Source organism: Mycobacterium shunyiense (assembly GCF_058270035.1).
The window spans coordinates 109,673-135,541 of record NZ_JBZDPT010000031.1; the positions used below are offsets into that span (position 1 = coordinate 109,673).

General features: G+C 65.6%; 22 protein-coding genes. 11 read left to right on the plus strand and 11 right to left on the minus strand.

Annotated elements, in window-relative coordinates:
• Positions 1-135 precede the first annotated feature (135 nt).
• The 4 genes from AC4ELS_RS17710 to AC4ELS_RS17725 all read left to right on the plus strand — a co-directional run bounded on the left by AC4ELS_RS17710 (position 136) and on the right by AC4ELS_RS17725 (position 4,993).
• The gene (locus AC4ELS_RS17710; RefSeq protein WP_499048441.1) at positions 136-1,974 is read left to right on the plus strand and encodes an acyl-CoA dehydrogenase; all 1,839 of its coding nucleotides are present in this window, start codon (positions 136-138) and stop codon (positions 1,972-1,974) included.
• A gap of 100 nt (positions 1,975-2,074) precedes the next feature.
• Positions 2,075-3,658, plus strand: a complete 1,584-nt coding sequence (locus tag AC4ELS_RS17715) for a phospholipase D family protein (RefSeq protein WP_499048444.1) — start codon at positions 2,075-2,077, stop codon at positions 3,656-3,658.
• 91 nt (positions 3,659-3,749) lie between these two features.
• A complete protein-coding gene (locus AC4ELS_RS17720; RefSeq protein ID WP_055119693.1) occupies positions 3,750-4,391 on the plus strand; it encodes a DUF1361 domain-containing protein in 642 nt (213 codons plus the stop codon).
• 110 nt (positions 4,392-4,501) lie between these two features.
• Positions 4,502-4,993: a hypothetical protein gene (locus AC4ELS_RS17725; RefSeq protein ID WP_499048447.1), complete on the plus strand. Its 492-nt coding sequence runs from the start codon at positions 4,502-4,504 to the stop codon at positions 4,991-4,993.
• A 35-nt stretch (positions 4,994-5,028) separates the two neighbouring features.
• Here AC4ELS_RS17725 and AC4ELS_RS17730 read toward each other — a convergent pair whose 3' ends face one another.
• Complete coding sequence (locus AC4ELS_RS17730) at positions 5,029-5,301, minus strand: DUF4235 domain-containing protein (RefSeq protein ID WP_064882153.1); 273 nt, start codon at positions 5,299-5,301, stop codon at positions 5,029-5,031.
• 167 nt (positions 5,302-5,468) lie between these two features.
• Here AC4ELS_RS17730 and AC4ELS_RS17735 point away from each other — a divergent pair, with 167 nt between their 5' ends.
• Complete coding sequence (locus tag AC4ELS_RS17735) at positions 5,469-5,879, plus strand: phage holin family protein (RefSeq protein ID WP_064882151.1); 411 nt, start codon at positions 5,469-5,471, stop codon at positions 5,877-5,879.
• A complete protein-coding gene (locus tag AC4ELS_RS17740; RefSeq protein WP_064957889.1) occupies positions 5,866-6,159 on the plus strand; it encodes a DUF3618 domain-containing protein in 294 nt (97 codons plus the stop codon). Before AC4ELS_RS17735 ends, AC4ELS_RS17740 begins: the two co-directional genes overlap by 14 nt.
• Positions 6,160-6,163: 4 nt before the next feature.
• Here the strand turns inward: AC4ELS_RS17740 and AC4ELS_RS17745 are convergent, their stop codons facing one another.
• Positions 6,164-6,790, minus strand: coding sequence for a TetR/AcrR family transcriptional regulator (locus AC4ELS_RS17745; protein ID WP_463793995.1), 627 nt, complete (start codon positions 6,788-6,790; stop codon positions 6,164-6,166).
• A gap of 137 nt (positions 6,791-6,927) precedes the next feature.
• On the opposite strand from AC4ELS_RS17745, the gene AC4ELS_RS17750 reads away from it, so the two are divergent.
• Both AC4ELS_RS17750 and AC4ELS_RS17755 read left to right on the plus strand, forming a co-directional pair.
• On the plus strand, positions 6,928-7,374 hold the full coding sequence (locus AC4ELS_RS17750) for an MmpS family transport accessory protein (protein WP_055119681.1): 447 nt from the start codon (positions 6,928-6,930) through the stop codon (positions 7,372-7,374).
• A complete protein-coding gene (locus AC4ELS_RS17755; RefSeq protein WP_499048451.1) occupies positions 7,371-10,274 on the plus strand; it encodes an MMPL/RND family transporter in 2,904 nt (967 codons plus the stop codon). The genes AC4ELS_RS17750 and AC4ELS_RS17755 overlap by 4 nt, the downstream gene beginning before the upstream one ends.
• Positions 10,275-10,284: 10 nt before the next feature.
• Here the strand turns inward: AC4ELS_RS17755 and AC4ELS_RS17760 are convergent, their stop codons facing one another.
• The 3 genes from AC4ELS_RS17760 to AC4ELS_RS17770 form a co-directional block, all read right to left on the minus strand.
• Positions 10,285-11,223 carry an aromatic alcohol reductase gene (locus AC4ELS_RS17760; RefSeq protein ID WP_499048455.1) on the minus strand — a complete coding sequence of 313 codons (939 nt, stop codon included), beginning with the start codon at positions 11,221-11,223 and terminating at the stop codon, positions 10,285-10,287.
• Between the two features lie 105 nt (positions 11,224-11,328).
• Entirely contained in the window at positions 11,329-12,240 is a 912-nt protein-coding gene (locus tag AC4ELS_RS17765; RefSeq protein WP_064882142.1) for a TIGR03564 family F420-dependent LLM class oxidoreductase, read from the minus strand.
• 416 nt (positions 12,241-12,656) lie between these two features.
• Positions 12,657-13,958, minus strand: a complete 1,302-nt coding sequence (locus AC4ELS_RS17770) for an acetyl-CoA C-acetyltransferase (RefSeq protein ID WP_499048458.1) — start codon at positions 13,956-13,958, stop codon at positions 12,657-12,659.
• Between the two features lie 109 nt (positions 13,959-14,067).
• Between AC4ELS_RS17770 and AC4ELS_RS17775 the strand changes: the two genes are divergently transcribed.
• Both AC4ELS_RS17775 and AC4ELS_RS17780 read left to right on the plus strand, forming a co-directional pair.
• The gene (locus AC4ELS_RS17775; protein ID WP_499048462.1) at positions 14,068-15,420 is read left to right on the plus strand and encodes a 3-oxoacyl-ACP reductase; all 1,353 of its coding nucleotides are present in this window, start codon (positions 14,068-14,070) and stop codon (positions 15,418-15,420) included.
• Positions 15,365-16,249 carry a MaoC/PaaZ C-terminal domain-containing protein gene (locus tag AC4ELS_RS17780; protein WP_499048466.1) on the plus strand — a complete coding sequence of 295 codons (885 nt, stop codon included), beginning with the start codon at positions 15,365-15,367 and terminating at the stop codon, positions 16,247-16,249. Before AC4ELS_RS17775 ends, AC4ELS_RS17780 begins: the two co-directional genes overlap by 56 nt.
• Positions 16,250-16,267: 18 nt before the next feature.
• On the opposite strand, the gene AC4ELS_RS17785 is transcribed toward AC4ELS_RS17780, so the two are convergent.
• The 6 genes from AC4ELS_RS17785 to AC4ELS_RS17810 form a co-directional block, all read right to left on the minus strand.
• Positions 16,268-16,714, minus strand: a complete 447-nt coding sequence (locus AC4ELS_RS17785; RefSeq protein ID WP_499048469.1) for a lipoprotein LppJ family protein — start codon at positions 16,712-16,714, stop codon at positions 16,268-16,270.
• Between the two features lie 110 nt (positions 16,715-16,824).
• Positions 16,825-18,666, minus strand: a complete 1,842-nt coding sequence (locus AC4ELS_RS17790) for an alpha/beta hydrolase (protein ID WP_499048472.1) — start codon at positions 18,664-18,666, stop codon at positions 16,825-16,827.
• A complete protein-coding gene (locus AC4ELS_RS17795; protein WP_499048475.1) occupies positions 18,663-18,962 on the minus strand; it encodes a type VII secretion target in 300 nt (99 codons plus the stop codon). The genes AC4ELS_RS17790 and AC4ELS_RS17795 overlap by 4 nt, the downstream gene beginning before the upstream one ends.
• Positions 18,963-19,033: 71 nt before the next feature.
• The gene (locus AC4ELS_RS17800) at positions 19,034-22,396 is read right to left on the minus strand and encodes an ATP-binding protein (RefSeq protein WP_064882134.1); all 3,363 of its coding nucleotides are present in this window, start codon (positions 22,394-22,396) and stop codon (positions 19,034-19,036) included.
• A complete protein-coding gene (locus AC4ELS_RS17805) occupies positions 22,389-23,153 on the minus strand; it encodes a DUF4194 domain-containing protein (RefSeq protein ID WP_448444826.1) in 765 nt (254 codons plus the stop codon). The genes AC4ELS_RS17800 and AC4ELS_RS17805 overlap by 8 nt, the downstream gene beginning before the upstream one ends.
• The gene (locus tag AC4ELS_RS17810) at positions 23,150-24,622 is read right to left on the minus strand and encodes a DUF3375 domain-containing protein (RefSeq protein WP_448444824.1); all 1,473 of its coding nucleotides are present in this window, start codon (positions 24,620-24,622) and stop codon (positions 23,150-23,152) included. The genes AC4ELS_RS17805 and AC4ELS_RS17810 overlap by 4 nt, the downstream gene beginning before the upstream one ends.
• Before the next feature lie 143 nt (positions 24,623-24,765).
• On the opposite strand from AC4ELS_RS17810, the gene AC4ELS_RS17815 reads away from it, so the two are divergent.
• Complete coding sequence (locus AC4ELS_RS17815) at positions 24,766-25,854, plus strand: methyltransferase (protein WP_448444822.1); 1,089 nt, start codon at positions 24,766-24,768, stop codon at positions 25,852-25,854.
• The last annotated feature ends 15 nt before the right edge of the window (positions 25,855-25,869 follow it).

Below are 25,869 nucleotides of genomic sequence, written 5' to 3' on the forward strand. Positions count from 1 at the left end.
TGGGTTGGTTAGCTTTCAGAAATTGCTCAGAGTCTCTTTGCGTTGAAGTTACTGAACGGTATAGTTAGCCGCAGTTACTGGTGGGTAACTTATCCAAAGTACCCAACCTCAGGTGGCATTCCACAAGGAGGAAAAGTGAGCCACTACAAGAGCAATGTCCGTGACCAGGTCTTTAACCTGTTCGACGTGTTCGGCATCGACAAGGTGTTCGGCACCGGCAAGTTTGCGGATCTCGATCAGGATTCGGCTCGCGAGATGCTCGCGGAGATCGCACGACTGGCCGAGGGACCCATCGCCGAGTCGTTCGCCGACGGCGACCGCAACCCTCCCGTCTTCGATCCCAAGACCCATAGCGTCACGCTGCCGGAGTCGTTCAAGAAGTCGATGCGCGCCCTCCTCGAGGGTGGCTGGGACAAGGTCGGCCTCTCCGAGGAACTCGGCGGTATGCCGGTGCCGCGTGCCCTGCAGTGGGCGCTGATCGAGCACATCCTCGGCGCCAACCCCGCGGCCTACATGTACGCGATGGGCGCGGGCATGTGCGAGATCTTCTATAACAACGCCACTGAAGAGCAGAAGAAGTGGGCAGTCCTGGGCGCCGAGCGCGGCTGGGGCGCCACCATGGTGCTCACCGAGCCCGACGCCGGTTCCGACGTGGGCGCCGGCCGCACCAAGGCCGTCCAGCAGGAGGATGGCTCCTGGCACATCGACGGCGTGAAGCGGTTCATCACGTCCGCCGACTCCGACGATCTGTTCGAGAACATCATGCACCTGGTGCTGGCCCGCCCCGAGGGCGCCGGCCCGGGCACCAAGGGTCTGTCGCTGTTCTTCGTACCCAAGTTCCTCTTCGACTTCGAGACCGGTGAGCTGGGCGAGCGCAACGGCGCCTTCGTCACCAACGTCGAGCACAAGATGGGCCTGAAGGTCTCCACCACCTGTGAGCTGACCTTCGGTCAGCACGGCGTTCCCGCCAAGGGCTGGCTGGTCGGCGAGGTGCACAACGGCATCGCGCAGATGTTCGACGTCATCGAGCAGGCCCGAATGATGGTGGGCACCAAGGCCATCGCAACCCTGTCGACCGGTTACCTGAACGCCCTCGAGTACGCCAAGGAACGCGTCCAGGGTGCCGACCTGACCCAGATGATGGACAAGGCCGCCCCGCGCGTCACCATCACCCATCACCCCGACGTGCGCCGGTCCCTGATGACCCAGAAGGCCTACGCCGAGGGCATGCGCGCCGTCTACCTCTACACCGCGACCTTCCAGGACGAGGACGTTGCCAAGGCCGTCCACGGGGTGGAGCCCGAGCTGGCCCACAAGGTCAACGACCTGCTGCTTCCGATCGTCAAGGGCTGCGGCTCCGAACGGGCCTTCGTCCTGCTGGGCCAGGAGTCGCTGCAGACCTTCGGTGGCTCCGGCTTCCTGCAGGACTACCCGCTCGAGCAGTACGTCCGCGACTCGAAGATCGACTCGCTCTACGAGGGCACCACCGCCATCCAGGCGCAGGACTTCTTCTTCCGCAAGATCGTCCGCGACAAGGGCCAGGCGCTGGCATTCGTGGCCGGCGAGATCGAGCAGTTCATCAAGAACGAGACCGGCAACGGCCGCCTCAAGACCGAGCGTGCCCTCCTGGCCACCGCGCTGGAGGACGTGCAGGGCATGGCCGCCACCCTCACCGGGTACCTGATGGCCGCCCAGGAAGATGCCGCAAGCATCTACAAGGTGGGTCTGGGTTCGGTCCGCTTCCTGATGTCGGTCGGCGACCTGCTGCTCGGCTGGCTGCTGGCCCGCCAGGCCGCAGTGGCCATCGAGAAGCTCGACGCCGGGGCCACCGGCGAGGAGCGCACCTACCTCGACGGCAAGATCGCCGCCGCATCGTTCTTCGCCAAGAACATGCTGCCGCTGCTGACCAGCACCCGTCAGGTCATCGAGACCCTCGACAACGAGGTGATGGAGCTCGACGAGGCTGCGTTCTAAGAAGTTCGAAGTCGAACGCCCCCGGGTTACCCGGGGGCGTTTGTCTTTGATGCACCCGGGTGCAGACACGGCCGCCAACGGGTATCTCCGGACAGTGCCCATGGAGTTGACGAATTGGTTCCTCACGACAGAGGAACGCGGCAATCCGGACACCTTGTTGCCTGACTGGTGTGCCGGCAACCGGGTCGAACCGCTGATCCATGGCGCGACCTACTTCGATCGGCTGGCCGCCGAGGTGAGCGAGATGCGCCGAGGCGACCATCTGTTCTTCACCGACTGGCGCGGCGACCCCGACGAACGGATGCGCGTTGACGGACCTACCATCGCCCAGCTGTTCTGCCAGGCTGCCGAGCGTGGCGTTGTCGTCAAGGGCTTGATGTGGCGCTCGCACCTGGACCGATTCGCCTACAGCGAGGAGGAGAACCGGCATCTCGGTGACGTGATCGAGGCAGCGGGTGGGGAGGTGCTGCTCGACCAACGGGTGCGCATCGGCGGTTCCCATCACCAAAAGCTCGTCGTACTGCGCCATCCCGGCGCGCCCGAACGCGACGTCGCCTTCGCCGGCGGTATCGACCTGTGCCACTCGCGCCGCGACGACGCCGACCATCATGGGGATCCGCAGTCGATGCGGATGGCTCGCCAGTACGGCGAACACCCGCCGTGGCACGACGTCCAGCTACGCATCCAGGGACCGGCGGTCGGCTCGCTGGACTTCACGTTCCGGGAGCGTTGGACCGACCCGGCACCGTTGGACATGCTGTCGCCGATCGCCTGGATCGCCGATAAACTTCGCCGCTCCGACCTGAGCGCCGGCACATTGCCGCCGCAGCCACCCGATCCCCCACCCTGCGGCCGACAGGCCGTGCAAGTTCTGCGGACCTATCCCGATGCCCACTTCGAGTACGCGTTTGCCCCGCACGGCGAGCGCAGCGTGGCACGTGGGTACACGAAAGCCGTGCAGCGGGCCAGGAGCCTGATCTATCTCGAAGACCAGTACCTGTGGTCCAAGCAGGTTTCGCAGTTGTTCGCCGACGCGTTGGCGAACAACCCTGACCTACACCTGATCGCGGTGGTGCCGCGACACCCCGATGTCGATGGCCGCTGGGCCCTGCCACCCAACCAGGTGGGCCGCCAGCAGGCGATCGAGACGTGCCGCGCCGCCGACCCGCGGCGTGTACATATCTTCGACATCGAAAACCATATGGGGACACCGGTTTACGTACACGCAAAAGTGTGTGTGATCGACGATGTCTGGGCCTGCGTGGGCAGCGACAACTTCAACCGGCGGTCCTGGACGCACGACAGCGAGTTGTCGTGCGCAGTACTCGACGACACCCGCGACCAACGTGAACCCCGTGACCCAGCGGGCCACGGCGATGGTGCCCGGGTGTTCGCCCGCAACCTCCGGCTGCGGCTACTCGCCGAACATCTCGACCTCGCCCCCCACGACGATGTCGACCTGATCGATCCGGCGGCTGCGGTCGAGGCCGTCACGGCGTCGGCGCAGGCGCTGCAGGACTGGCATGACGGCGGGCGGACCGGCCCGCGCCCGCCCGGCCGGCTCCGGCCGCATCAACCCGAGCGTCTCGGCCGGCTCACCCAGGCGTGGGCAAAACCGGTGTACCGCGCCGTCTACGACCCCGACGGGCGGTCTTACCGCGACCGGCTGTACCGGCGCTGGTAGTGCGGTGACCAAGCCCAACGTTGGCTTGTGTCTCAAATTCGGCCGAAATATGGGACACAAGCCAACATTCGGCGGATGACAAACTGGTCGCATGACTGAAGCCCGCGGCATCTTGCTCGTCATGTCGTTGATGGCGACGACCGCGCTCACCCTGGCCCTCGGGATCACCGATCCGGCGGCGCCGATGTCCTACCCGACCAAGTTCCTGGTGTGGAACCTGGTGCTCGCCTGGATCCCGATGGTCTTCGCGATCGCTTTCGATCTGGTCGAGCGACGACTGTGGCTGTTGCCGCTGGGACTGGGTTGGTTGGCGTTCCTGCCGAACGCTCCCTATCTGGTGACCGATCTGGTCCACCTCGGCGAGGGCTACGAGCTGTGGCGTCACGTGCTGCAGTACGGATTCGCCGCGTGGACCGGGATGCTGCTGGGCGTGGTCTCGCTGTTGCTGGTGCATCAGCGCCTTGACGACGAATTCGGCTCGTTCTGGGGCTGGCTGGCCGTCGTGCTGTCCGTGGCGGGGTGCGCCGTCGGCGTGGTCATCGGCCGGTTCCAGCGCTGGAACTCCTGGGACCTGGTGACCCGGCCCGATGCGGTGGTCGCGGCGACGTTCGACTGGATGCGCGCACCGCTGTCCTATGTGCAGTCGACCGGCGTGGCGATAGCTGTTGCAGCGTTCTTCGGGTTGGCGTATCTGACGATCTGGGCACTCAACGGACTGAATGTGCGCAGATAGTGTCCTGATCGTTATCGCGGTTTATCCCATTTGCCACATGGGTAACTTCTGTATCAGCGGCGCGAGTCCGCGACCGCACTAAATCAGAAAGAGGCGAATGGATCACCACCATGAACACCGTCCTATATTTCAGCGTCTATGGCGCCGTCTATGAAACCCGGGCCTACACCACCGCCGATATCAACCAACTCGTCCACGACCACGGGCTGCACTGCCTGACCTCCGCGGATCGGCAGTTCGACTTCTGGTTCAGCCCGTCAACACACTCATGCCAGCGTCACGTGAACCGGAAGGCAACCGAACTCCTGCTGGCCACAACAGCTTTCACCCCCAAGACGGTTCCGCTGCTGCGCGGATGCGTCGTCGTCGCCACGCACGACACCGACGGTGAACTCGACGGGCTGAGCTGGCAGCAACTGGAGCTGCTGGCCCGCCGCGACCGCTCGCTGACCACGTCGCAAAAGCGTGCGCTCGGTCGACACATCAACCGCGCCGACACCCGCCGAATCGACCCGCTCATCCCCGCCGCGCACTGCGACGGGTCGCATCACATCGCGGTCAGCCGCGTCCGCGCAACCAGTCGAAGGGCCTGGGCCGATTGATCGGCGATGCCGGAATGGCCCGTGGCGGCGGAACGCTACACGGGCGATTCATGGGCCAGCGCCCGGTAGCCCTTGGCTCCCGCCCGGTCGACGGCGGCGCGGACCAAGCCGAACACCAAGCCCTGCAGGGCTGCAGCCGTCAGCGCTTTGGCGGTGGACCTTTCGAGATCTTTGGGGTCGGGCGGTTCCAGATTCGGCTCATCGATGCGCTTCCAGATCTGGGTGAACAACGCGCCGGCCAACAGTCCCCCGCCCACACTCGTCGCCATCGACAGCGGCAGGTACAGCGTTTTCGAGAGTCGGCTCACGGGTTCTCCTCGCATCGTCCAGGCCCCGAAAGAACGGCTTTCGGGCTGACAGTGCGGATACCCCGAACCGACCGGTTCTAACGGGTTCCGGGCGGTACGAGGTTTTGCCGGGCCCTGCGTCGGGCACAGCTGTGTGAGAAGTAGTACGCATGGGGAAAGGCCCACCGATGACTACCGAACCCAAAACCATCAACGAAGCGTCCACGGCCGAGCTCCTCGGCCAACTACAGCAGCAGACCACACGGCTGGTACGCGACGAGCTGCGATTGGCGCAACGCGAATTCCAGGAGTCGGCGCGCCACGCCGGACTCGGCGCCGGGCTGATCAGCGCTGCCGGCCTGCTGGCGGTGCTGGGCCTGATGACGGTCGTCGCCGCCGCCGTGGCGGCGATCGCGCTGGCCCTGCCGGTATGGGCGGCCGCGCTCATCGTCGCCGCAGTGCTGTTCCTCGGCGCCGGGGTGGCCGCGCTGGTCAGCCGCAGCCAAGCCAAACAGGTACCGCCGCCGGCGAGCCAATCGGTCGACAGCGTCAAGCAGGATCTCGACGAGCTCAAGGAGGCACGACATGGCCACCGCTGATCGCCTTCCGCCCGAACCGGGGCCGGACGCCGGCATCGACGAACTCCAGTCCGATATCGACAAGACGCGCAGCGAGCTGGGTGAGACGGTGGCTGCGCTGTCGGACAAACTCGACGTCAAGGGCCGGGCACAGGACAAGGCAGTCGAGACCAAGGAAGCCTTCGTCGACCGGGCCCACGCCGCAACCGAGGCCGCGCGGTCCAAACCGGCGGTTCCGGTGGCCGCTGTGCTCGCCGTGCTCGCGGCAGTAGGCCTGCTCGTGTGGTGGCGCCGCCGCTGACAGCTCAGAACCGGGTCAGGCTGGGCATCAACACGTCGTCCACGAGCGCCCGAACCGTCTCCTCGGTCGGCGGACGTCCCGGGATCAGGGACCGGAACACCAGATACCCGGGCATCACATCCCACAACTCGTTGTGCACCGCCGCGGCGGCGATCTCACCCCGGTTGACCGCATCCGTCAGCACTTCGGTCATCAGCTTCTTGCGCTGCAGAACGAACTGATTCTGCAGCGCCGCACTCAATTCCGGGCTGTGCGCCACCTCGGACATGATCGCGCTCATCGTGCTGCCGTGCTCGCGTGCCTGTGCGCACACCGACGAGCCGATGCTCAGCAGATCGGTCCGCAGCGCGCCCGTGCGAGGCGGCACCAACTGGATCCGGGTGCCCTCGATGAAGGCTGCCAGGACCAGCTCGGTCTTCGAGGGCCACCGGCGGTAGATGGTGGCCTTGCTCGACTTCGCTTCGGTCGCGACGGCTTCCACCGTCAGCCGGTCGTATCCGTGCTGCTGCAACAGACGCAGGGTGACCGCCAACAACTCCGATTCGCGCTCGGTCCACTGCGTCGCCGGGGCCGGCGGTGAGACGTCATGCGACGAGGCGGTCGAAGCGGGTGACACTGAAAACCTTTCCATAGCGGGCAACCACGGCCACTTGCCTGTAGGCCTTGCCCTGCAATCGACTGTACCGTACGGTACCGTTCAGGTGCTTGGAACGGCCAAAGACTCTCGCCTCACGGCGCGCAGAGCGCCCGTTGTCGAAAGGCTCTGAGATGCAGGGGATCTCGGTAGGCAGCCTGATAAGGCGGCGCTGGACGGTGATCGTGGCCGTGCTCGTGGTGGCGGTCGTCGCGTTCACCGTCAGCCGACTACACGGCATATTCGGTTCCGACAACGAGGTGTCACGCCCCAGTGCCGACGCCCTGGAGAACACCGGATACAACCCGAAACGGGTTCTCTTCGAAGTATTCGGATCACCGGGCTCGGTAGCCACCATCAATTACCTGGACATCGACGCACAACCCCAGCGGGCCGAGGACGTGACGCTGCCCTGGTCGCAGACCCTGGTCACCGATGACCCGACCATGTTCGCCGACCTGCGGGCGCAAGGCGACGGCGAATACATCGGCTGCCGCATCACCGTCAACGGTGTCGTCAAGGACGAAAGGTCCACCGATAACGTGAACGGCTACATCGCATGCTTGGACAAGTCGGCATGAGCGGGCAGCACGCCGAAGGCGCAGACGTCCGCTCCAGGACGTCGCGGACCATCCGCATGCTCGCGGTACCGATCGTGCTCGTGTGGGTGGCCATCGCCGCATTGACGAACATCCTTGTGCCACAACTGGAGGTCGTCGGCGCAGCACGTTCGGTGGGGCTCAACGCGCCCGATGCACCGTCGACCATGGCGATGCGCCACATCGGCCAGGTCTTCGACGAGTTCAACTCCGACAGCGCAGCCATGATCGTGCTCGAAGGTGATCGGCCGCTCGGCGATGATGCCCACCGCTTCTACGACACCCTGGTGAAAAAGCTTGCCGAGGACACCGAGCACGTCGAGCACATCCAGGACTTCTGGGGAGACCCGCTCACCGCGGGCGGCTCACAGAGCAAGGACGGCAAGGCCGCTCTGGTGCAGGCGTACCTGGCCGGCAACCAGGGCGAGGCATTGTCCAACCAGTCCGTCGACGCCATCCGCGAGATCGTGGCGAGTGTCCCACCACCGCCCGGGGTCAAGGCCTACGTCACCGGCGCCGCGCCGCTCATCACCGACAACTTCGAGGTGGGTAGCGAGGGCACCGAAAAGGTCACCGGCATAACCTTCTTGGTCATCGCGGTGATGCTGCTCGTGGTCTACCGATCCCTGGTCACGATGCTCCTCATGCTCGTCACCGTCCTCATCGAACTGGCGGCCGCGCGCGGTGTCGTCGCCGCGCTCGCGCACTCCGGGGTCATCGGTCTGTCCACCTATTCGACGAACCTGCTGACGCTGTTGGCGATCGCTGCGGGTACGGACTACGGCATCTTCATCGTCGGCCGCTATCACGAGGCGCGTAGCCGTGGCATGGACCGCGAAGCCGCGTACTACGACATGTTTCGCGGCACCGTCCACGTCATCGTCGGCTCCGGGCTGACCATCGCCGGAGCCGTGGCCTGCCTGCACTTCACCCGACTCCCCTACTTCCAGACCCTGGGCGTTCCCGCCGCCATCGGCGTGCTGGTGACGCTGGTGGCCGCACTGACGCTCGGGCCCGCCGTACTGACCATCGGGAGCCGATTCGGACTCCTCGAGCCGAAACGCAATCCACGGGCACCGCGCTGGCGGCGCATCGGCACCGCGATAGTGCGGTGGCCCGGTCCCATCCTGGTGGTGTCGTGTCTGATCGCGCTCGTCGGCCTACTCGCCCTGCCGGGCTACAAGACCAGCTACGACGGCCGCCCCTACCTACCGGAATCAGCACCGGCCAACATCGGCTACACCGCCGCCACCCGCCACTTCTCCGAAGCCCGGCTGAACCCCGAGCTGCTGATGATCGAAACCGATCACGACATGCGCAACCCCGCGGACATGCTGGTGCTCGAACGCGTTGCCAAGGCCGTTCTGCACACCCGCGGCATTGCCCTGGTCCAGTCGATCACCCGACCACTGGGCACACCGATCAAGCACAGCTCCATCCCATTTCAGATCAGCGCGCAAAGCGCCAGCCAGATCATGAATCTGGGTTACCAGCAGGACCGCGCCGCCGATCTGCTCAAGCAGGCAGGCGAGCTGTCCAACACGATCAACATCCTCAAGCAGCAGGTCTCCTTGCAGCAGGCCAGTGCCGCCGCCACCCATGAGCAGACGCAGGCGTTCCACGACACCGTCGCGATCGTGAACGACCTGCGCGACAAGATCGCCAACTTTGACGATCAGTTCCGCCCCTTGCGCAACTACTTCTACTGGGAACCACACTGTTTCGACATCCCCATGTGCGCGGCGTTGAGGTCGGTTTTCGATGCGCTCGACGGGATCGACAAGCTCAGCGACCAGTTCGGTCAGATCACCGCGAGCCTGGACAAGCTCGACGCCCTCCAGCCGAAACTCGTGGCGCTGCTGCCGCCGCAGATCGCCATCCAGGAGCGCAACCGTGATCTGACCCTGTCCAACTACGCCACCACGGCCGGCACCAACTCGCAGTCCCAGGAAGCCCTCGAGAATTCGACTGCGATGGGCCAGGCCTTCGACTCCGCGAAGAATGACGACTCGTTCTATCTGCCGCCGGAAGCCTTCGACAACCCCGACTTCAAACGTGGCCTGAAACTGTTCATGTCACCCGACGGCAAGGCCGCCCGCATGATCATCACGCATGAGGGCACTCCCGCCACACCCGAGGGTATTTCGCACATCGATGCGCTCAAGGACTCCGCCTTCGACGCGATCAAGGCCACGCCGCTGTCGGACGCCAAGATCTACGTGGCCGGAACTGCTTCTGCGTACAAGGACATTCAGGACGGCGCCAAGTACGACCTGCTGATCGCCGCGTTGGCAGCCATCAGCCTGATCTTGCTCATCATGATGTTCATCACCCGCAGCCTGGTCGCCGCGATGGTCATCGTCGGCACGGTCGTGCTGTCGTTGGGAGCGTCGTTCGGTCTGTCAGTTCTGGTGTGGCAGTACATCTTCGGCATCCAGCTGTACTGGATCGTGTTGGCTCTGGCCATCATCCTGCTGCTGGCGGTCGGAGCGGACTACAACCTGCTGCTGATATCCCGATTCCAGGAAGAGATCGGGGCCGGTCTCAAGACCGGCGTCATCCGCGCCATGGCCGGGACCGGCCGGGTGGTGACCGCGGCCGGCCTGGTGTTCGCCGCCACCATGTCCTCGTTCATCTTCAGCGATCTCATCGTGCTCGGGCAGATCGGTACCACCATCGGCCTCGGTCTGCTCTTCGACACCTTGATCGTGCGGTCGTTCATGACGCCGTCCATCGCGGCGCTGCTCGGCCGGTGGTTCTGGTGGCCGCAGATCGTGCGGCCCCGCCCGGCCAGTCGCATGTTGCGCCCGTACGGATCTCGCACCTCGGTTCGCAAACTGCTCGAGCCGGAATCCGAGCCCGAGCCGACCACATCGACTTAGCCGCCGGACATCACGCCAGGTTCGTCCGCGCCCATTCCTCGGCGGTCGTGGTGGTGATCCCGCGAACAGCGTTGTAGGACTGGTCTTTCGGCCAGGCAACACCGTTGGTGCGGGCGAACACCGCCCGGTACTTGCTCATCGTGGACTCTGGGTGCTGCCGCAACTGCTCGGCCAGGAAGTCATCGGTCCACAGCGTGCGGTTCACCGCACTCCCACGGAGCCGTTCGACGATATCGGCGAGTTCGCGGTAGCTGATGGTGTCCCCGGCGAGATAGACAACAGTGTCGCGAAGTCGCGGTTCGGCGAAGACGATATCGGCGGTCAGTGCCCCGATATCTTCGGGAGTGGTGAGGGTGACTTGGTTGTCCCAACTTCCGAGCGCATGCACGGTACCGGCAGGCAGATCCACGACGCCGAACTCGGGTTCGAACAGGAAACTGGTGAACATGCCGGTGGAGACGATCACCCACTCCGTGGTGTGCTGGCCTCGCAGCAGGTCACGCACGTCGAGCTGCTCATCGAACAGCGGCTGCGCGCTACCGCGGCCTATCTCGTCGTAGTCGACACCGAACTGCCATGGGAAGAACCGCGGCACTCCGGCCGCGAGGGCCGATCGAGCGAGTTTGCGCTGTGTGCCCGGCCCCGCCGCGAAACCGACACAGCTGATGACGGTGTGGTACCGCCCCATTACGGCCGCAAGCTCTGCCACCGACGCCGTCGCGACGTCGGCATGTTCTACCGTGATTCCCCACTCGACCAGTTCCCTACGGCGAGCATCACTTTTCGCCGCCTCGGCACCTGCTGCCGGCGGCCGCAGCAGCACCGCGAGAGTTGCGTCTGGAGGGCGCGCGACGTGATTGGAGAGAGCGAACAACACGCCGGCGCCGAGTTCTCCTGCCCCGATCACGAGAATGCTGGGGCTGTCTGCCGCTGATGACGTTGTGGGCAATGCGGCCTCCGTTACTGGTGGTGCGTCAAGCTTGCCTCGGCAACCACATCCACTTGCGGCCACCGGCAAGGACTGCAACCGCCAGATCGGCGACAATCATCCCCGTCAGCTGTCGAGCGAGCGCAGCAGCGCCCTTGTGCGGGCCCGGTTCTCGGGCGATGCGTCGAACACCACCCCGACATATTCGTCGACACCAATCGTTCCGAGCGCCCGAATGCGTTCTGCCACAGTGCTTTCGTCGCCGATGATGGCGGCATCCTCGGGACCGGCGTAGCCCTCCCGGTCGAGCATGGCGCGGTACGACGGCAGGTGCCCGTACATGGCGAACTGTTTGGCGGCCTGGGCACGGGCGCCGTCGACGTCGTCGGTGACGCTGACCGGAAGTGCCGCGACGACGCGGACCGGGCGGTCCCCGGCCGCCTCGCGCAGTGTCGGGGACACGTGTTCGGCCAGTGTGGTCGGGCCGGTCATCCAGGTGACGGTGCCCGCTGTGCGACGGCCCGCGAGCTTGAGCAGTTGTGGCCCCAACGCGGCGATGTACACATCTGGTGCCGTCGCCCCCGGGATCTGCAGCGCGCCGCGCGTGGTCACCGTCTCGCCCGGTGCATCGGCGGGTTCGCCTGCCAACAACGGTTGTAGTCCGTCCAGATACTCACGGAGCCGACGCACCGGCTTGTCCCACGGAATGCCCCACATCCCCTCGGTCACAGCGGCATGGGTCATGCCGAGGCCGAGCAGGAACCGGCCGCCGCTGATCAGGTTGAGAGTGAGCGCACGCTGCGCCAGCAGCATCGGGTGCTGATTCTGGATCGGGATGACGCCGGTGCCCACCTCGATCCCGTCGACCTCACGGAAGGCGACAGCGAGCACGGTCAGCAGGTCCGGTTCGTAGGGCATCTGGGTCATCCAGACCCGCCGGAATCCCTCGTCGTGCAATTGCGCGAGATTCTCTACTGTGGCGTCGATCGGGGAGCGGCCACCGGTGTCACTGAGCGAGGCGATGAGGCTGGTCTGCATGTCACCACGCTACGGGCCGTATGGGCCAGACGATGCGAGGATCAAAACAAATAAGGGCGGGTTCGGGAGGACACCTGGGGGCGTTTCAATTCGTCTCACGCAGCCGGTCTTTCACCCCTGTACCGACTCTTTGGATCAGTCACTCCCGAACCCGTCGTACGCTCGATCGTACGCCTCGGGTACCCCTCAAACCAGAGAAAAGTACGGCCGAATTTGCCGAGAATTTGAAGCTAGGTCGCCCCGTGTTGCCGTCGGGTCGGGGGGTCAGACGGCAACACGGAGCTACCCGTGTATCGACCTCTATGCCGCGGCCGTTACACATCCCCGAAAGAAACTTTTCGGATGTTTTCGGCCTGGGCGTTTACGGAGGTCACGCCGCAAGCTACGCCTCCAGCCTGATGGTCGGGCTCCGCAAGCTACGCCTCCAAAATCGCGGTGACGCCCTGTCCCCCGGCCGCGCAGACAGAGATCAGGCCGCGCACCGGCTTACCCGTCTCCTTCTTCTTCTCGGCCAGTTGCTTGGCCAACTGGGCCACGATCCGGCCACCGGTGGCCGCGAACGGGTGACCCGCTGCCAACGAGGAACCGTTGACGTTGAGCTTGGCGCGGTCGATGTTGCCGAGCGCCTTGTCCAGACCCAGGCGCTCCTTGCAGTACTCGTCGGAGTCCCAGGCCGCCAGCGTGGCCAGCACCACCGAGGCGAACGCCTCGTGGATCTCGTAGAAGTCGAAGTCCTGAAGGGTCAGCCCATTGCGGGCCAGCAGGCGAGGCACCGCATAGGTCGGTGCCATCAGCAGCCCGTCGGGCCCGTTGACGTAATCGACGGCCGCGGTCTCGCCGTCGACGAAGTAGGCCAGCGGCTCGTGACCGTGCGCCTGGGCCCAGTCCTCACTGGCGAGCAGCGCCACCGAGGCACCGTCGGTCAGTGGGGTCGAGTTGCCCGCGGTCATGGTCGCGTCACCGGCCTTGACCCCGAACACCGGCTTGAGCTTGGCCAGCTTCTCCACCGAGGAATCGGCCCGGAGATTGTTGTCGCGGTACAGCCCGAGGAATGGGGTGACCAGGTCGTCGAAGAAGCCACGGTCGTAGGCGGCGGCCATGTTGCGGTGGCTGGCGGCGGCCAGTTCATCCTGGTCGACGCGCTTGATGCCCATCTTCTTGGCGGTGACGGCGGCGTGCTCGCCCATCGACATACCGGTGCGGGGCTCGCTGTTGACCGGGATCTCGACGCCCAGTGCGGCCGGCAGCTTGCCGACCAGCTTGAGCCGGTCCACGTTGGACTTCGCCCGGCGCAGGCCCAGCAGAACCTGCCGCAGATCGTTGCCGAACGCGATCGGGGCGTCCGATGCGGTGTCCACACCGCCGGTGGCCGCGGACTCGTATTGCCCCAGCGCAATGGCGTTGGCAGCGACGATCGCAGCCTGCAGGCCGGTGCCGCAGGCCTGCTGAAGATCGAAGGCCGGGGTGTACGGCGACAACGAGCTGCCCAGCACGCACTCGCGCATCAGGTTGAAGTCGCGGCTGTGTTTGAGCACCGCGCCGCCGATCACCGCACCGAGCTGCTCACCGGCCAGATCGAAGCGCTCGATCAGCCCGTCCAGCGCGGCGGTGAACATGTCCTGGTTGGAGGCGTTGGCGTAGGCGCCGTCGGACCGTGCGAACGGAATTCTGTTGCCACCCAAAACGGCAACGCGTCGCCGGGTCGTGTTGTTGGCCATTTGTTTGCCCTCCACTGTCGGGTTGTCCGGGGCCATATTACCCACTGTTCTTACTCTGGAGTAAGTTCGGTATTGACAACGCAGTACTGCGAAGCGAAAGGCAGCTGAAGTGGCTTCCGACCTGTTCTCCCAAGTGGTCAACTCCGGGCCGGGATCGTTCCTGGCCAAGCAGCTGGGCGTGCCGCAGCCCGAGACCCTGCGCCGCTACCGCCCCGGGCAGCCGCCCCTGAACGGCTCCCTGCTCATCGGCGGCGAAGGCCGCGTCGTCGAGCCCCTGCGCGCCGCACTCGCCGGCGACTACGACGTCGTGTCCAACAACATCGGCGGCCGCTGGGCCGATTCGTTCGGCGGTGTGGTGCTCGACGCCACCGGCATCGCCGACGCCGCCGGGCTCAAGGAGCTCTACCAGTTCTTCACGCCGGTACTGCGCAACCTCGCGTCGTGCGCGCGTGTGGTCGTCATCGGCACCACGCCGGACGAAGCAGGCAGCGTCCACGCCCAGATCACTCAGCGTGCCCTGGAGGGCTTCACCCGCTCGCTGGGCAAGGAGCTGCAGCGCGGAGCCACCGCGTCGCTGGTGTACCTGGCCGCCGACGCCAAGCCCGGCGCCACCGGCCTGGAGTCCACCCTCCGGTTCATCCTCTCGGCCAAGTCGGCCTACGTCGACGGGCAGGTGTACCGGGTGGGCGCCGCCGACTCGACCCCGCCCGCCGACTGGGACAAGCCGCTGGCCGGCAAGGTCGCCGTGGTGACCGGCGCGGCGCGCGGCATCGGCGCGACGATCGCCGAGGTGTTCGCACGTGACGGCGCGACCGTGGTGGCAGTCGACGTCCCCCAAGCGGCCGAGGATCTTGGCAAGGTCGCCGAGAAAGTCGGCGGCAGCGCCCTGACGCTGGACGTCACCGCCGACGATGCGGTCGAGCAGATCGTCGCCCACGTCACCGCACAGCACGGCGGCAAGGTCGACGTTCTGGTCAACAACGCCGGCATCACCCGCGACAAGCTGCTGGCCAACATGGACGAGAGCCGCTGGGATTCGGTGATCGCGGTGAATCTCCTTGCCCCGCAGCGCCTCACCGAGGGTCTGGTTGCCAGCGGCACGCTCGGCGAGGGCGGCCGGGTGATCGGACTGTCCTCCATGGCCGGCATCGCCGGCAACCGCGGCCAGACCAACTACGCCACCACCAAGGCCGGCATGATCGGCCTGACCGAGGCTCTCGCACCGGTGCTGGCCGAAAAGGACATCACCATCAACGCCGTCGCCCCCGGGTTCATCGAGACCAAGATGACCGACGCCATCCCGCTGGCCACCCGTGAGGTCGGCCGCCGGCTGAACTCGCTGTTCCAGGGAGGCAAGCCGGTAGATGTGGCCGAGTTGATCGCCTACTTCGCCAGCCCGGCGTCGAATGCGGTCACCGGCAACACCATCCGGGTCTGCGGCCAGGCCATGTTGGGGGCGTGAGCAGGTGAACAACATGCTGCGCGCCGTCGTCGGTGCCCTGCCGTTCATACCGCGCGACGACACCCTGCCCGCACGCACCGTCACGGTCGACGAGCTGTCCATCGACCCGGCCAACGTTGCCGCCTATGCGCAGGTGACCGGGCTTCGGTTCAGCGACACCCTGCCGCTGACCTACCCGTTCGCATTGACCTTCCCGACGGTGATGTCATTGGTGACCGGATTCGATTTCCCGTTCGCCGCAATGGGTTCGGTACACATCGAGAACCACATCACGCAGTACAAGCCGATCAAGGTGACCGACACCGTCAGCGCGGCCGTGCACGCGGAAAACCTGCGAGAGCACCGCAAGGGCCTGCTGGTGGACATCGTCACCGAGCTCAAGGTCGGCAATGACACGGCGTGGCACCAGGTGACGACGTTCCTGCACCAGCAGAAGACCAGCCTGTCCGGTGAACCGAAACCGGAACCACAGAAGCAGCCGAAACTGCCGCCGCCCAACGCGGTTCTGAACATCACCGCGGGCCAGATTCGGAACTACGCGTCGATCGGAGGGGATCACAACCCCATCCACACCAACGCGATCGCCGCCAAGCTGTTCGGCTTTCCTACGGTCATCGCGCACGGGATGTTCAGCGCTGCAGCGGTCCTGGCCAACATCGAGGGGCAGCTGCCCGATGCGGTCAAGTACTCCGTGCGGTTCGCCAAACCTGTGGTGTTGCCCGCCAAGGCCGGACTCTACGTCGAACGCGACGGCGACGGCTGGGAGCTGACGCTGCGCAACCTGAAGAAGGGCTACCCACACCTCACTGCGACGGTGCAGCCCGTCTGACTGCGAAGTAGCCGGGGGCTATTGCGATTCCAGCTCAGCCGTCACATCGCCGCGGTCGAACGGGTCTTTCGAGTGGTCATAGGTGTCGCGGCATTCGCCGTAGAGGGTGACGCGCGCGTGGGCGCCCAGTGGGAGAACGTACATCAGCTCCACCACTGCTTCCACGTCGTTCTTCTGCAACGTCGCGGTGCTGTGTGAGTGGAAGCCGGGGTCGCCCTGCCATCCGTGTTGCTGCAGCGCGGTAACGAGCATCGCAGGGTCCAGCGGCGCGGACCGGTCGGCGCCCGGCATCCAGAACACCAACACGAGCTTGCCTCTGAACGGGCCCTTGTTGTCATCGGTGCAGGATTCGTAGGTGAACGTCGTTCTGGTCAGGTTGCCCCGCAACCCCAGGTCCCGGACCAGTTCTTTGCCGGCGTCGATCACCTGCGCGCGGGACTGTTGCGGTGTCATCGGTTCTTTCACTGCGTTACCACCGCCGCACCCGACCATCACACTGGTCATTGTCACTAGCGCGATCGCCGTGATCACGTGTCTCCAACGCGTACCCAATCCTCATGCTCCTCCCTCAGTTCCTAATGGCGGTGGTTGTCCTGAGCGCGCCGATCCGCCTCGGGGTCGAAGGCTTGGTCGACACCCGGGATGGTGATCGAGGTGCCGGGCACCGGGATGGGGCCCATCGGGGTTGGTATCACCACCGGAACTTTGGCATACCAGTGATCCGAGCGATGTTCGGCGGTCATCCCGTTCTGTTGCAACCGATCACCGTGTCCTGAGGCGATGTCGGCCATGTTGTACAACGACTCCGAGCCCTGTTCGAAGTATCTGCTGTGATCGGTGCCGTAGTCGCGCAACGAGGATTCGGCGTCGAATCGGGTCGATCCGTACCCCTCGATCGACGGGTCGGTGCCCAGGCCCAGGCCGGGTGCATTCATGTGTTCCCGACCGAGGTAGGTGACCGGGTCGGTGCTGGCCGCCCCCACGTACAGATGGCCGTCCGGAGGCAAGTGGAAATCGGCTGCCGATTTCGCCAGATCGGTGCCCGGGCTACCGATCAGCACAATGTCGTCGGCGCGCATACCGAACCCGGCCGCCGCATCGGCCACAGTGGTCGAGCCGTAGGAATGGCCGATCACAGTCAGGTGGCTGGAACCCAAGTGGGTGGCGTCCAGAGCGTTGACGTCGGCGGCCAACAGTTCAGCACCGTGGCGGGCCATGTTCGGCACCGCGACCGCCTGGTCGTCGGGCGCGTCATAACCCATCCACATGACGACTGCGTTCGACTTGCTCGGGTCGGCCAAACTGGTCTCGTTGTAGAGGTTGACCGGATCGGGGTTGTCCAACGATCCGCCCTTCACCGAGGTGGTGAGACCGGAGACCTTCACGGTCGTGTTGTTGGCGGTGTCGGGGTTACCGATCGCGATCGCCGCCGCACCCTTGCCGCCGAACGCCTCGGGGTCGTACTTGGTCAGAAAGATCGGTGGGTGCTGATCGTCGGTCCCGGGGAGCTTGGCGTCGCGGCCATAGCGGTCCAGCGCCTTCTGCACCTCGACCGCATTGTGGTAACGCGTGATGTCTGTGGCGGTCAGACCGTACTTTTCCGGGTGCGCCCGCACCTCGTCGACGCTGACATGGTGCGCCTCAGCCGCAGAGTTGACCCGGGCCAGATCCTGTTTCTGGATCTTCAGATTGGCCTCGCTCTTCACACCGGTCGGGATGCCGTTGAGGTTCCCGATCTTGTCCGGGTGATCGCGGAGCATCTGCGCCTTCTGCTCCGGGGTCAGCGAAAGCCACCAATCATGGATCGCGTGGGGGTCCTTGGTGTCGGGGATTTGTGGCTCGGCCTTGTCACCAGGGGTGGATGCGCCCCCGCCGGCCCCGCTGCCCGGGCTGTTGGTCAGGCCGGCCACTGCCTGCCGTACCGCTTCGTCGGTCTGTTGATCCGCCGCGTCGAACTGAGCCAGCAACTTCTTCACCGCAGCGGTGTTACGAACCGCCAGCATGCGGACCATCAACGCGTTGACCGGGCTGAGCCGAGCGTAGAAATCCAGAGCGCTGCCCGGCCGCACCGACACCGTGCCATCCGAAGCGACCTGCCAGCCCTGACTCTCCAACTGCGCCACGGTCTGCAACACCGATGATCTGATCTGGGTCAACTGCGCGCCGCCGGCCTGCAGAGGAGCTTGCACCCGAAGCATGGCCTCGTGCACGCGCCGCATCTGTTCAAGGGTCTTCTGTCCGTCGGCAATTGCCGCATCCGACGCCGTGCCCTGCCATCCTGACTTCAGCTTGTCCAGGTTCGCCTGCTGCCGATCGATCTGGGCCTGGTAGGCCGCCGCAGCCGCCTCCATCTGAGCGCCGGCGCGGGTCAGCGCCTCCGGTTGCGAGGCCTTCACCTGCTCGACGGTGACCGTCATCGACTGAACTGCTGCAATCGACGACCGAAGGTGGCGTCAGTGGCCTCATACTGCTGGGCTGCCGCCTCGAGCTTCTGCGAGTGACCGTTCAGCGCCGTAGTCACCGACTGGTTGACTTCATCGAACACCGCCTGGGCCGATTGACAGCCGCCCGCGGAGCGCAATCCCGCCATGCCGGCCGCCGCATCAGCCAGCGCCGCAGCGGCTCCGGTGTTCGACGCGGCCGCAGCTACCGATTTCTCCGCTGCAGCAACATCGCGCAACGTCGGCGCGTTCACTCGCAGGCTTGGCGTCACCCTTCGAGGATAAGTGCACCGTCACGCCGGTCCAGACACCAAATTCTGGTCAGCCGGCCCCTGCGCTCGAACTAGGCGCTCGCAACCGCCTCGCCCGAGGTCTTTCGCAGATCGGCGAATTCGGAGATCGACGCCGACGTGACCGAAGCGACCGGCCGGGCATTGGGCGCTGACGCGTCCGACTTGGACACCATCACCACGTTGTCGATGTAGGGCTGGATCGTCGTGCTGTTCTGCACGGTCGACACGATCACCAACTGGAAGCCGAACTTGCGGAACGCCGACAGGGCCTGCTGAGCGAACTGCGGATCCGACTTCGAGAACGCCTCGTCCAGCATGAGCTGGGCGAACAGCGGCCGGGTGTCGTCGCTGTCGGGGCTGGCCAGGTTGAAGCTCAGCGCCCCGGCCAGACAGAACGCCATGAGCTTCTCCTGCTCACCGCCGGAGTTGTCGCCGGAGTTGCTGTAGGTCCGGATGACCTCGCCGGTCTCGGCGTCGCGCTCCTCGCAGTACAGCACGAACCGGTTACGCACATCGAGTGCATCGCGGGTCCACTGGCGGTCCTCGGGGGTGTTGCCCGCCAACAACTTTCGCAACTGCAGGATGTCGGTGTACTGCTCGAACATCGCGGTCTCGTCGCCGAAGCTCACCAGGGACACCCGCGAGGAGATGCGCTGGGCCTTCTCGTTGAGTTCGTCGACGGCGGCCAGATGTCGGGTACCGGCATGCAGTGTCAACCGGGTACCGCGGTTGAACTCCACCGCGCCCAGCCCGGTATTGACGCGGGCGATCTGCTCGGTGATCCGCCGAGCCTCGTTGTCGGCGATCATGTGCAGGTTCAGGATCGCGCCCGGCGCCTGCTCGGTGATCAGCCGCTGCATGCGCTCGTAGGCGTCGGGCAGCTCGCGCTCGTCGATACGACGGCACAACGCCACGTAGTCGTGCACCCGCTCGTCGAACACATCGCTGTCGTTGGGAATCGCATCGGGGAACGAGCTGTCGTAGGCGGCCATGATGCCGGCCAACTCGTCGTGAGACCGGTTGCGGTCCGCCCGCAGGCGGTCCCGTTCACGACTGATGACGCGGACCAGTTCGTTCCGGTAGAGCTCGGGTTCGAGCAACTCCAGGCTCAGCGCGATGTCGGCGGCATAGCCGTCGATCGTGTCCCGGGCATGTGACGGGAATTCGCCGGCACCGAGCCGCTCGGTCAAGACCTCGCTCAGCTCCAGCAGCGCCGTCCGCCTGCGGTCCAGGGTGGTCTCACGCTCGTTGAGCGAACCGATCTGTTGGATGACCTTCTCGACGCGCTCCCAGCAATCGTCGGCCCGCTGTTGCAGCCGTTCGGCGTCGGGATTGTCGGAGACCAGCAGATCGTGTTCGCCCTGCAGCCGCTCCAGCATCTCGTCCACCGAATCGGTGTCGATGTCACTCCACTGCATGTACTGGTCGCACAGCGCCCGGCAGGCCCGTTCCCGGGACTGCAGCTGGCCGCGGTGCTCGTCGAGCCGCTCACGGGCCGTGCGCGCCACCTGGTACACGTCCTGGGCTGCGGTCAGATCGTCCTGCAACGCTTCGACTTTGGCCGCTGTTCCGCCGAGGAAGATGTAATCCGAGGGGCGCAGCCGTGACCGGTCGTCCTTGATGGAGAGACGGCCGCTGTCCTTGCGCAAGCCCTGGTCGGTCACAGCGCGGGACTGCTCGGTGAACTCCCCTGGCCCGTCGACGCACACGTAATCACCCACCGCGGCAATCACGTTGAGCGCCTCCACGGCACTGTCATGCGTCGGGTCGGCCAGTTGAAGCTTGGTGGCCAGCGTGGCCGGGGGCGGAGTCCGCAACTGCGAACCGTGCTGGACGTGCTGCAGCTGGATCCGGCCGCGCATGTCGTTCTCGTTGACGAAACGCAGCGCCCGTTCCATGTGGGCGTCGGGAACCAGCAAGCGCAATCCGGCACCGCGCAACACCTTTTCGACCGCAAGCCGCCACCGCGACTCGTCCGGCTTGAGCTCCATCAGCTCTGCCACGTAGACCAGATCGCGTTCAGAGATGTCGAGCGCCCGGGCGATACGTGCCCGCATCTCATACTCGGTTCTGGGCAGCGGGGAACCCAGGCGCTGCACCCGCTCCAACTCGGCTTCCACGCTCTCGCGTGCCTCACGAGCCCGGACTTCCTTCGCCGAGGCCTCGACGTAGGGCTGATTTCCGGTGAACAACTCGCGGTGCAGCCGGTCGGCTTCCTCCATCAAAGTCTCACGCAGCGACCAGAATTCCTCGCCGTCGTCCGGCGGGGTCAACCCCAGTGCGGTGACCTTGTCCTCGTAGCCGCTGCGCCGACGCGACACCTCCTCGCTGACCCGCTCGGCCTCGGTCAGGCGCTGTTGCAGCGGCACCAGATCCACCGTGACGGTGTTGATCTGGGCCATCAGCGAGTTGTGCTCGTTCTTGAGCTGACGCTGCTGGGTACCGAACTCGTCGCGTTGGGCGCCAAGCTGGGTGATCTGATCATCGAGATTCGCGATCTCCGGGCCGGCCTGGGCCAGCCGCACATGGTCGACGTAATCGCGGATCATGGTGTTGTCGATCGTGTCGATCACCCCGAACTTGGCGGCCTCCTCGGCATAACGCGCTTGTACCGCAGCGATGTTGCCGAGCGTGTTGCGCTTCCGCCGGGCCACGTCGAGCAGACCACGGGCCTCGACCAAGGGGTTGATCTGCTCGAGCGCCTCCTCCACACCACTGAGGCTGGCCGGCTCGTCCAGCATGAACTCGCGGACGAACTGTTCAAGACCACCAACGCTTTTCAGCGATTTGGCCTTGCCCAGCAGCTGTTGGGCTGCTTCAGAGGCTCGGATACCGATGCTGGAGTACAACTGCGCCAGGTACTGGCTCTCGCTGCGGCCACCGGTCCAGCCGTCGTCCCGGAACACCGCGGCGTCATAGCCGTTGGACGCCCAGCGGTTGCACAGGCCGAAGATGTCGCGGTCGTCGTCGATCAGGTAGTAGCGGCTGCCCGGATCCGAGGTCTTCTCTGCGGCCAGCCATTTGAGGACCAACCCCGTGACCGAACGCCCGGTGCGGTCGCTGTAGGTGACCGCGACCGCGGACCAGGCCGGCCCCGTCCCGCGCAGGTACATGATCTGCCGGCTGGTGCCCTCGCGTCGCTCGCCCCACGCGCCGCGGACGTACTTGTCGACCGTGCGCTTGCCGGTGCCCGAACCCGCGGCGGTGGTGTCGCCCGAGGCGTTGAAGTTGCGGCGGTGCGACGGCAGGAAGGCCAGCGAAATCGCATCCAGCAGTGAGGATTTACCGCTGCCCGAGGATCCGGTGATCAGGGTGCCGTGTCGGCTGAACGGAATCGAGTGATACCCGTCGAACACGCCCCAGTTGATGACCTGCAGGCGCGACAGGGAGAACTGGTTGGTCGGGTCAGCCATGGGCGTCCACTTCGTCTTCGAGCCGTTCGGATACATCGGGATCGTCGGAATCACCGGGATCGTAGGCCGTGCCGTTCGCGGCCCGCTTCAGCTGCTCGAACTGCTGCTGCAACTCGGTGATCATCGACGCCGTCATGATGGCGTTGACCACCGGGCTGATGGTGAAACTGTCCTCGTCCTCCCGGTTACGCCCGAGCATCTCGATGTCAGTGAGCCGCTCGATCGCGTTGTCGATCCGCTTGTCGAACGAGGCGGTATCCCGGTCGGTGTCGTTGTTCACCCCGGCGAACAGCTCGTGGATCTCGTCGCGGCTGATCAGTACGTTCTCGTCGCGCGCCGCCGCGCGCATGAGCTTGGCCAGGTGCAGAGCCAGGATCGAGTCGTAGGTGTTGAGGGTCTCGCGGCGCAGCAGCCGACGCCGCCACTGCGATTCGTAGTCGGCCTGCTCGACGTAGGCGATGTCGTGATCATCCGAAATGCACAGCCGCATATCGAGTTCCGACAGCCGCACGGTGAGTTCGGCACGGTACCGCGTCACCCACGACCACAGCTCCGAGTGGTTGTCCTTGCTGACGTAACGACGCGACAGCAGATGCTGAAGCGCCCAGCAGGCGCGGTCGGGCAGTTCGCTGACATCCCCGTCGAAGCGGGGCGCGCGCCGCTGGTCGGTGGACCGTTCGACGGCGTCGATGCTCGGCAGGGCATCGAAATCGATGACGCCGTCTTTGACGGGCGACGATTCCGGGGTGTCGGTCATAGCATGCTCTCGCTGGCAGTAGGGATCGGGTCGTTGAAAACCAGTCGGGGGATTTCGATTTCGCGGTCGGCACCCTCCAGAGACCGGAACCGCACCCGGACCGAGGGACCGTCGCCCGGTTCTCCCACCTGTTGCTTGAGTGCCCAGGACCACAGCACGATGACGTGCCCCAGGTACGCCGCGTCCAGCATGCCGATCGCGTCGGGTAGCGACAATGGCCCGTCCGCCACCGCGCCGTTGATCAACTCGGCGAGCTCAGCGGCGTCCACCTGGGACGCCAGTGCGGAGAACGCCGACAAGTTCACCTCACCGTGCGAGGGTTCGGCCTGCGAAGGCGGGACGGCGTCACGAATCTTGAATGCCACGGCGCCAATCGAATTGAAGTCCGTTCGGACCAGCGGAACCTCGATGCCGATGCGGCTGTCGGCGAGCGAAACGCTGAGCAGCTCCTGCGCGCTGGCCAGGGCGTCGTTGAGCTGACGGGTGACGCCGCGGCTGTGTTCCAGCGTGCCGGACGCGACGAAGCGTTTGATCCGTCGGGCGCAGCGCTGGCGGGTGCGGCCCACCTCGGCCGTCTGCGCCGACACCAGGCCGAAGAAACCCGTCATCACCTCACGCAGGCCCGGGTCCAGGTGCGGCAACTCACGGGTCACCGCCTCGATGTCGGCCACCAGCGCAGCCCGCTGCTCCGGGTCCTGGATCATTCGGGTGAAGGCGCTGTAGGACGCACTCTCCCGCGAGGCGAACAGCGACTCGTAGTCGTCGAAAAGCTGGCGTTGGCGCTCCCGGTAGCCGAGATCGGTATCGGCGGAGGCATCCAGCAGTCGGGTGGTGATGCGGTTCAGCATGGCGCCGTACTGCCCGATGTCGGAGACGATCTGCTCCATCTGCAAGGCGATGGCTCGTGCCTCGTCTTCGACGTCGACCAGGTCGGGTTCCGGCCGCTGTCCCTGCTCGAGAGCATCCAATTCATCACGCAGCTTGGCGATTTCGGCTTCGATGTCGGCACGGATGCGATCGGGGTCGTTGCTGACCTGGCCGGCCACGCGGCGCAGACCGGCCGCGATCCCGGTGATCGAACCGCCGGTGGCGACGGTGTCCTCGCGTCGCATGCGGCGGGCGAAATCCAGCACGGCCCGCGCCTCGTAGGTGAGGTAGCAGACATTGCGTTCGGTGTCACCGGACTGCTCGGTGATCCGGTGCAGCCAGCCCTGGCTGGCCCAGTGCTTGATCAGGGCCAGACCCGACTGGTCCGTTTCGGAGCCGAGGTCGACGAGGTCGCGTTCCAGCCGGACCACCAGGTCGGTCTCGGTGAGCTTGGCGCCGCGGTCCAGGTGGCGTTCCATCAGGGTCAGGTAGGTGGCCAGGTTGTTCGTCACCAGGAGCCGCAACGAGCGCGAATCGGCCACCTCGCGATGGAGCTGGTAGAGCTGGTCCAGCGACGAGCTGCCGGTGCCTGCCTCAGGCATTACCGGACTCTTCGGTCGCGTTGAACATTCGCACCACTCTATGCGGCCGACGCAACAGGTTCCGACGCCAGTTCGGTTTGCTGTTGACTATCAGACCGGCCATAGTGACCGACACCTCAGCCCAGCTGCCCTAGAGTCATCCGGTGACTCCCGCCAAGGTGCCGCCGGCCGGATTGGTCCGTGCGGTCGAACGCGTTCGCCACCACCTGCGTCGCGTGCATCAGCGCGCGGTCCCGCCGCCCGCGGCGATGCTGGAGCTGATCCTGGGTGCCTGGGTCGCCCAGGGCATCACCGCCGCCGCACAACTCGGAGTGGCCGACGCGCTGGCCGACGGCCCGCTGCGCCCCGAGGAGCTGGCGCGCAGCGTCGAGGCCAATCCCGACACCCTGGACCGGCTGATGCGGGCACTGGTCAGCGAGGGCGTCTTCCGTCGCACCCGCGACGGACGCTACGCACTTAATCCGTTGGGCGACACGCTGCGCACAGACGCGCCCGTCTCGATCGCCGGGATGGCCAAATTCGTCGGCTCGCCCCAGCATCGGGAGCACTGGAGCCATCTCGCCGATGCGGTCCGCACCGGCGAGGCGGTCATCCCGAGGCTGCGCGGCAAAGGGGCGTTCGACTACATGGGCTCCGAGCCTGAACTGGGCGCGATCTTCAACGACGCGATGACCAGCGTCTCCGAGCTGGCTATTGCCCCCGTGGTCGCCGCCTACGACTTCTCCCGGTTCGGAACCATCGCCGATGTCGGCGGCGGGCACGGCCGACTGCTGGCGGCCATCCTGCAGGCCACCCCGCGGAGCCGGGGCGTGCTCTACGACCTGCCGCAGGTGGTCGACGGAGCACCGGCGATGTTGGGCAAGTACGGAACCGCCGACCGAGTCCGCGTCATCCCCGGCTCCTTCTTCGACAGCGTCCCCGCAGGCGCCGACGCCTACGTCATGAAGAACATCATTCACGACTGGCCCGACACCGAGGCACTGTCGATCCTGCGCAATGTGCGCGCCGCCGCCACACCGGGCACCACTCTGCTGCTGATCGAGGGAGTGATTCCCGACCACGACCGCGAGTTCCTGGGCAAGTGGACCGACATGGAGATGCTGATCGGGATCGCCGCGAGGGAACGCACCGAGGACGACTACCGAAAGCTGTACCAGGAGGCCGGGTTCCGGCTCACTCGCGTGGTGGAGACGGCATCACCATTCAGCCTGGTGGAGGGCGTGGCCATCTGATCCGCGTCGGCGGGC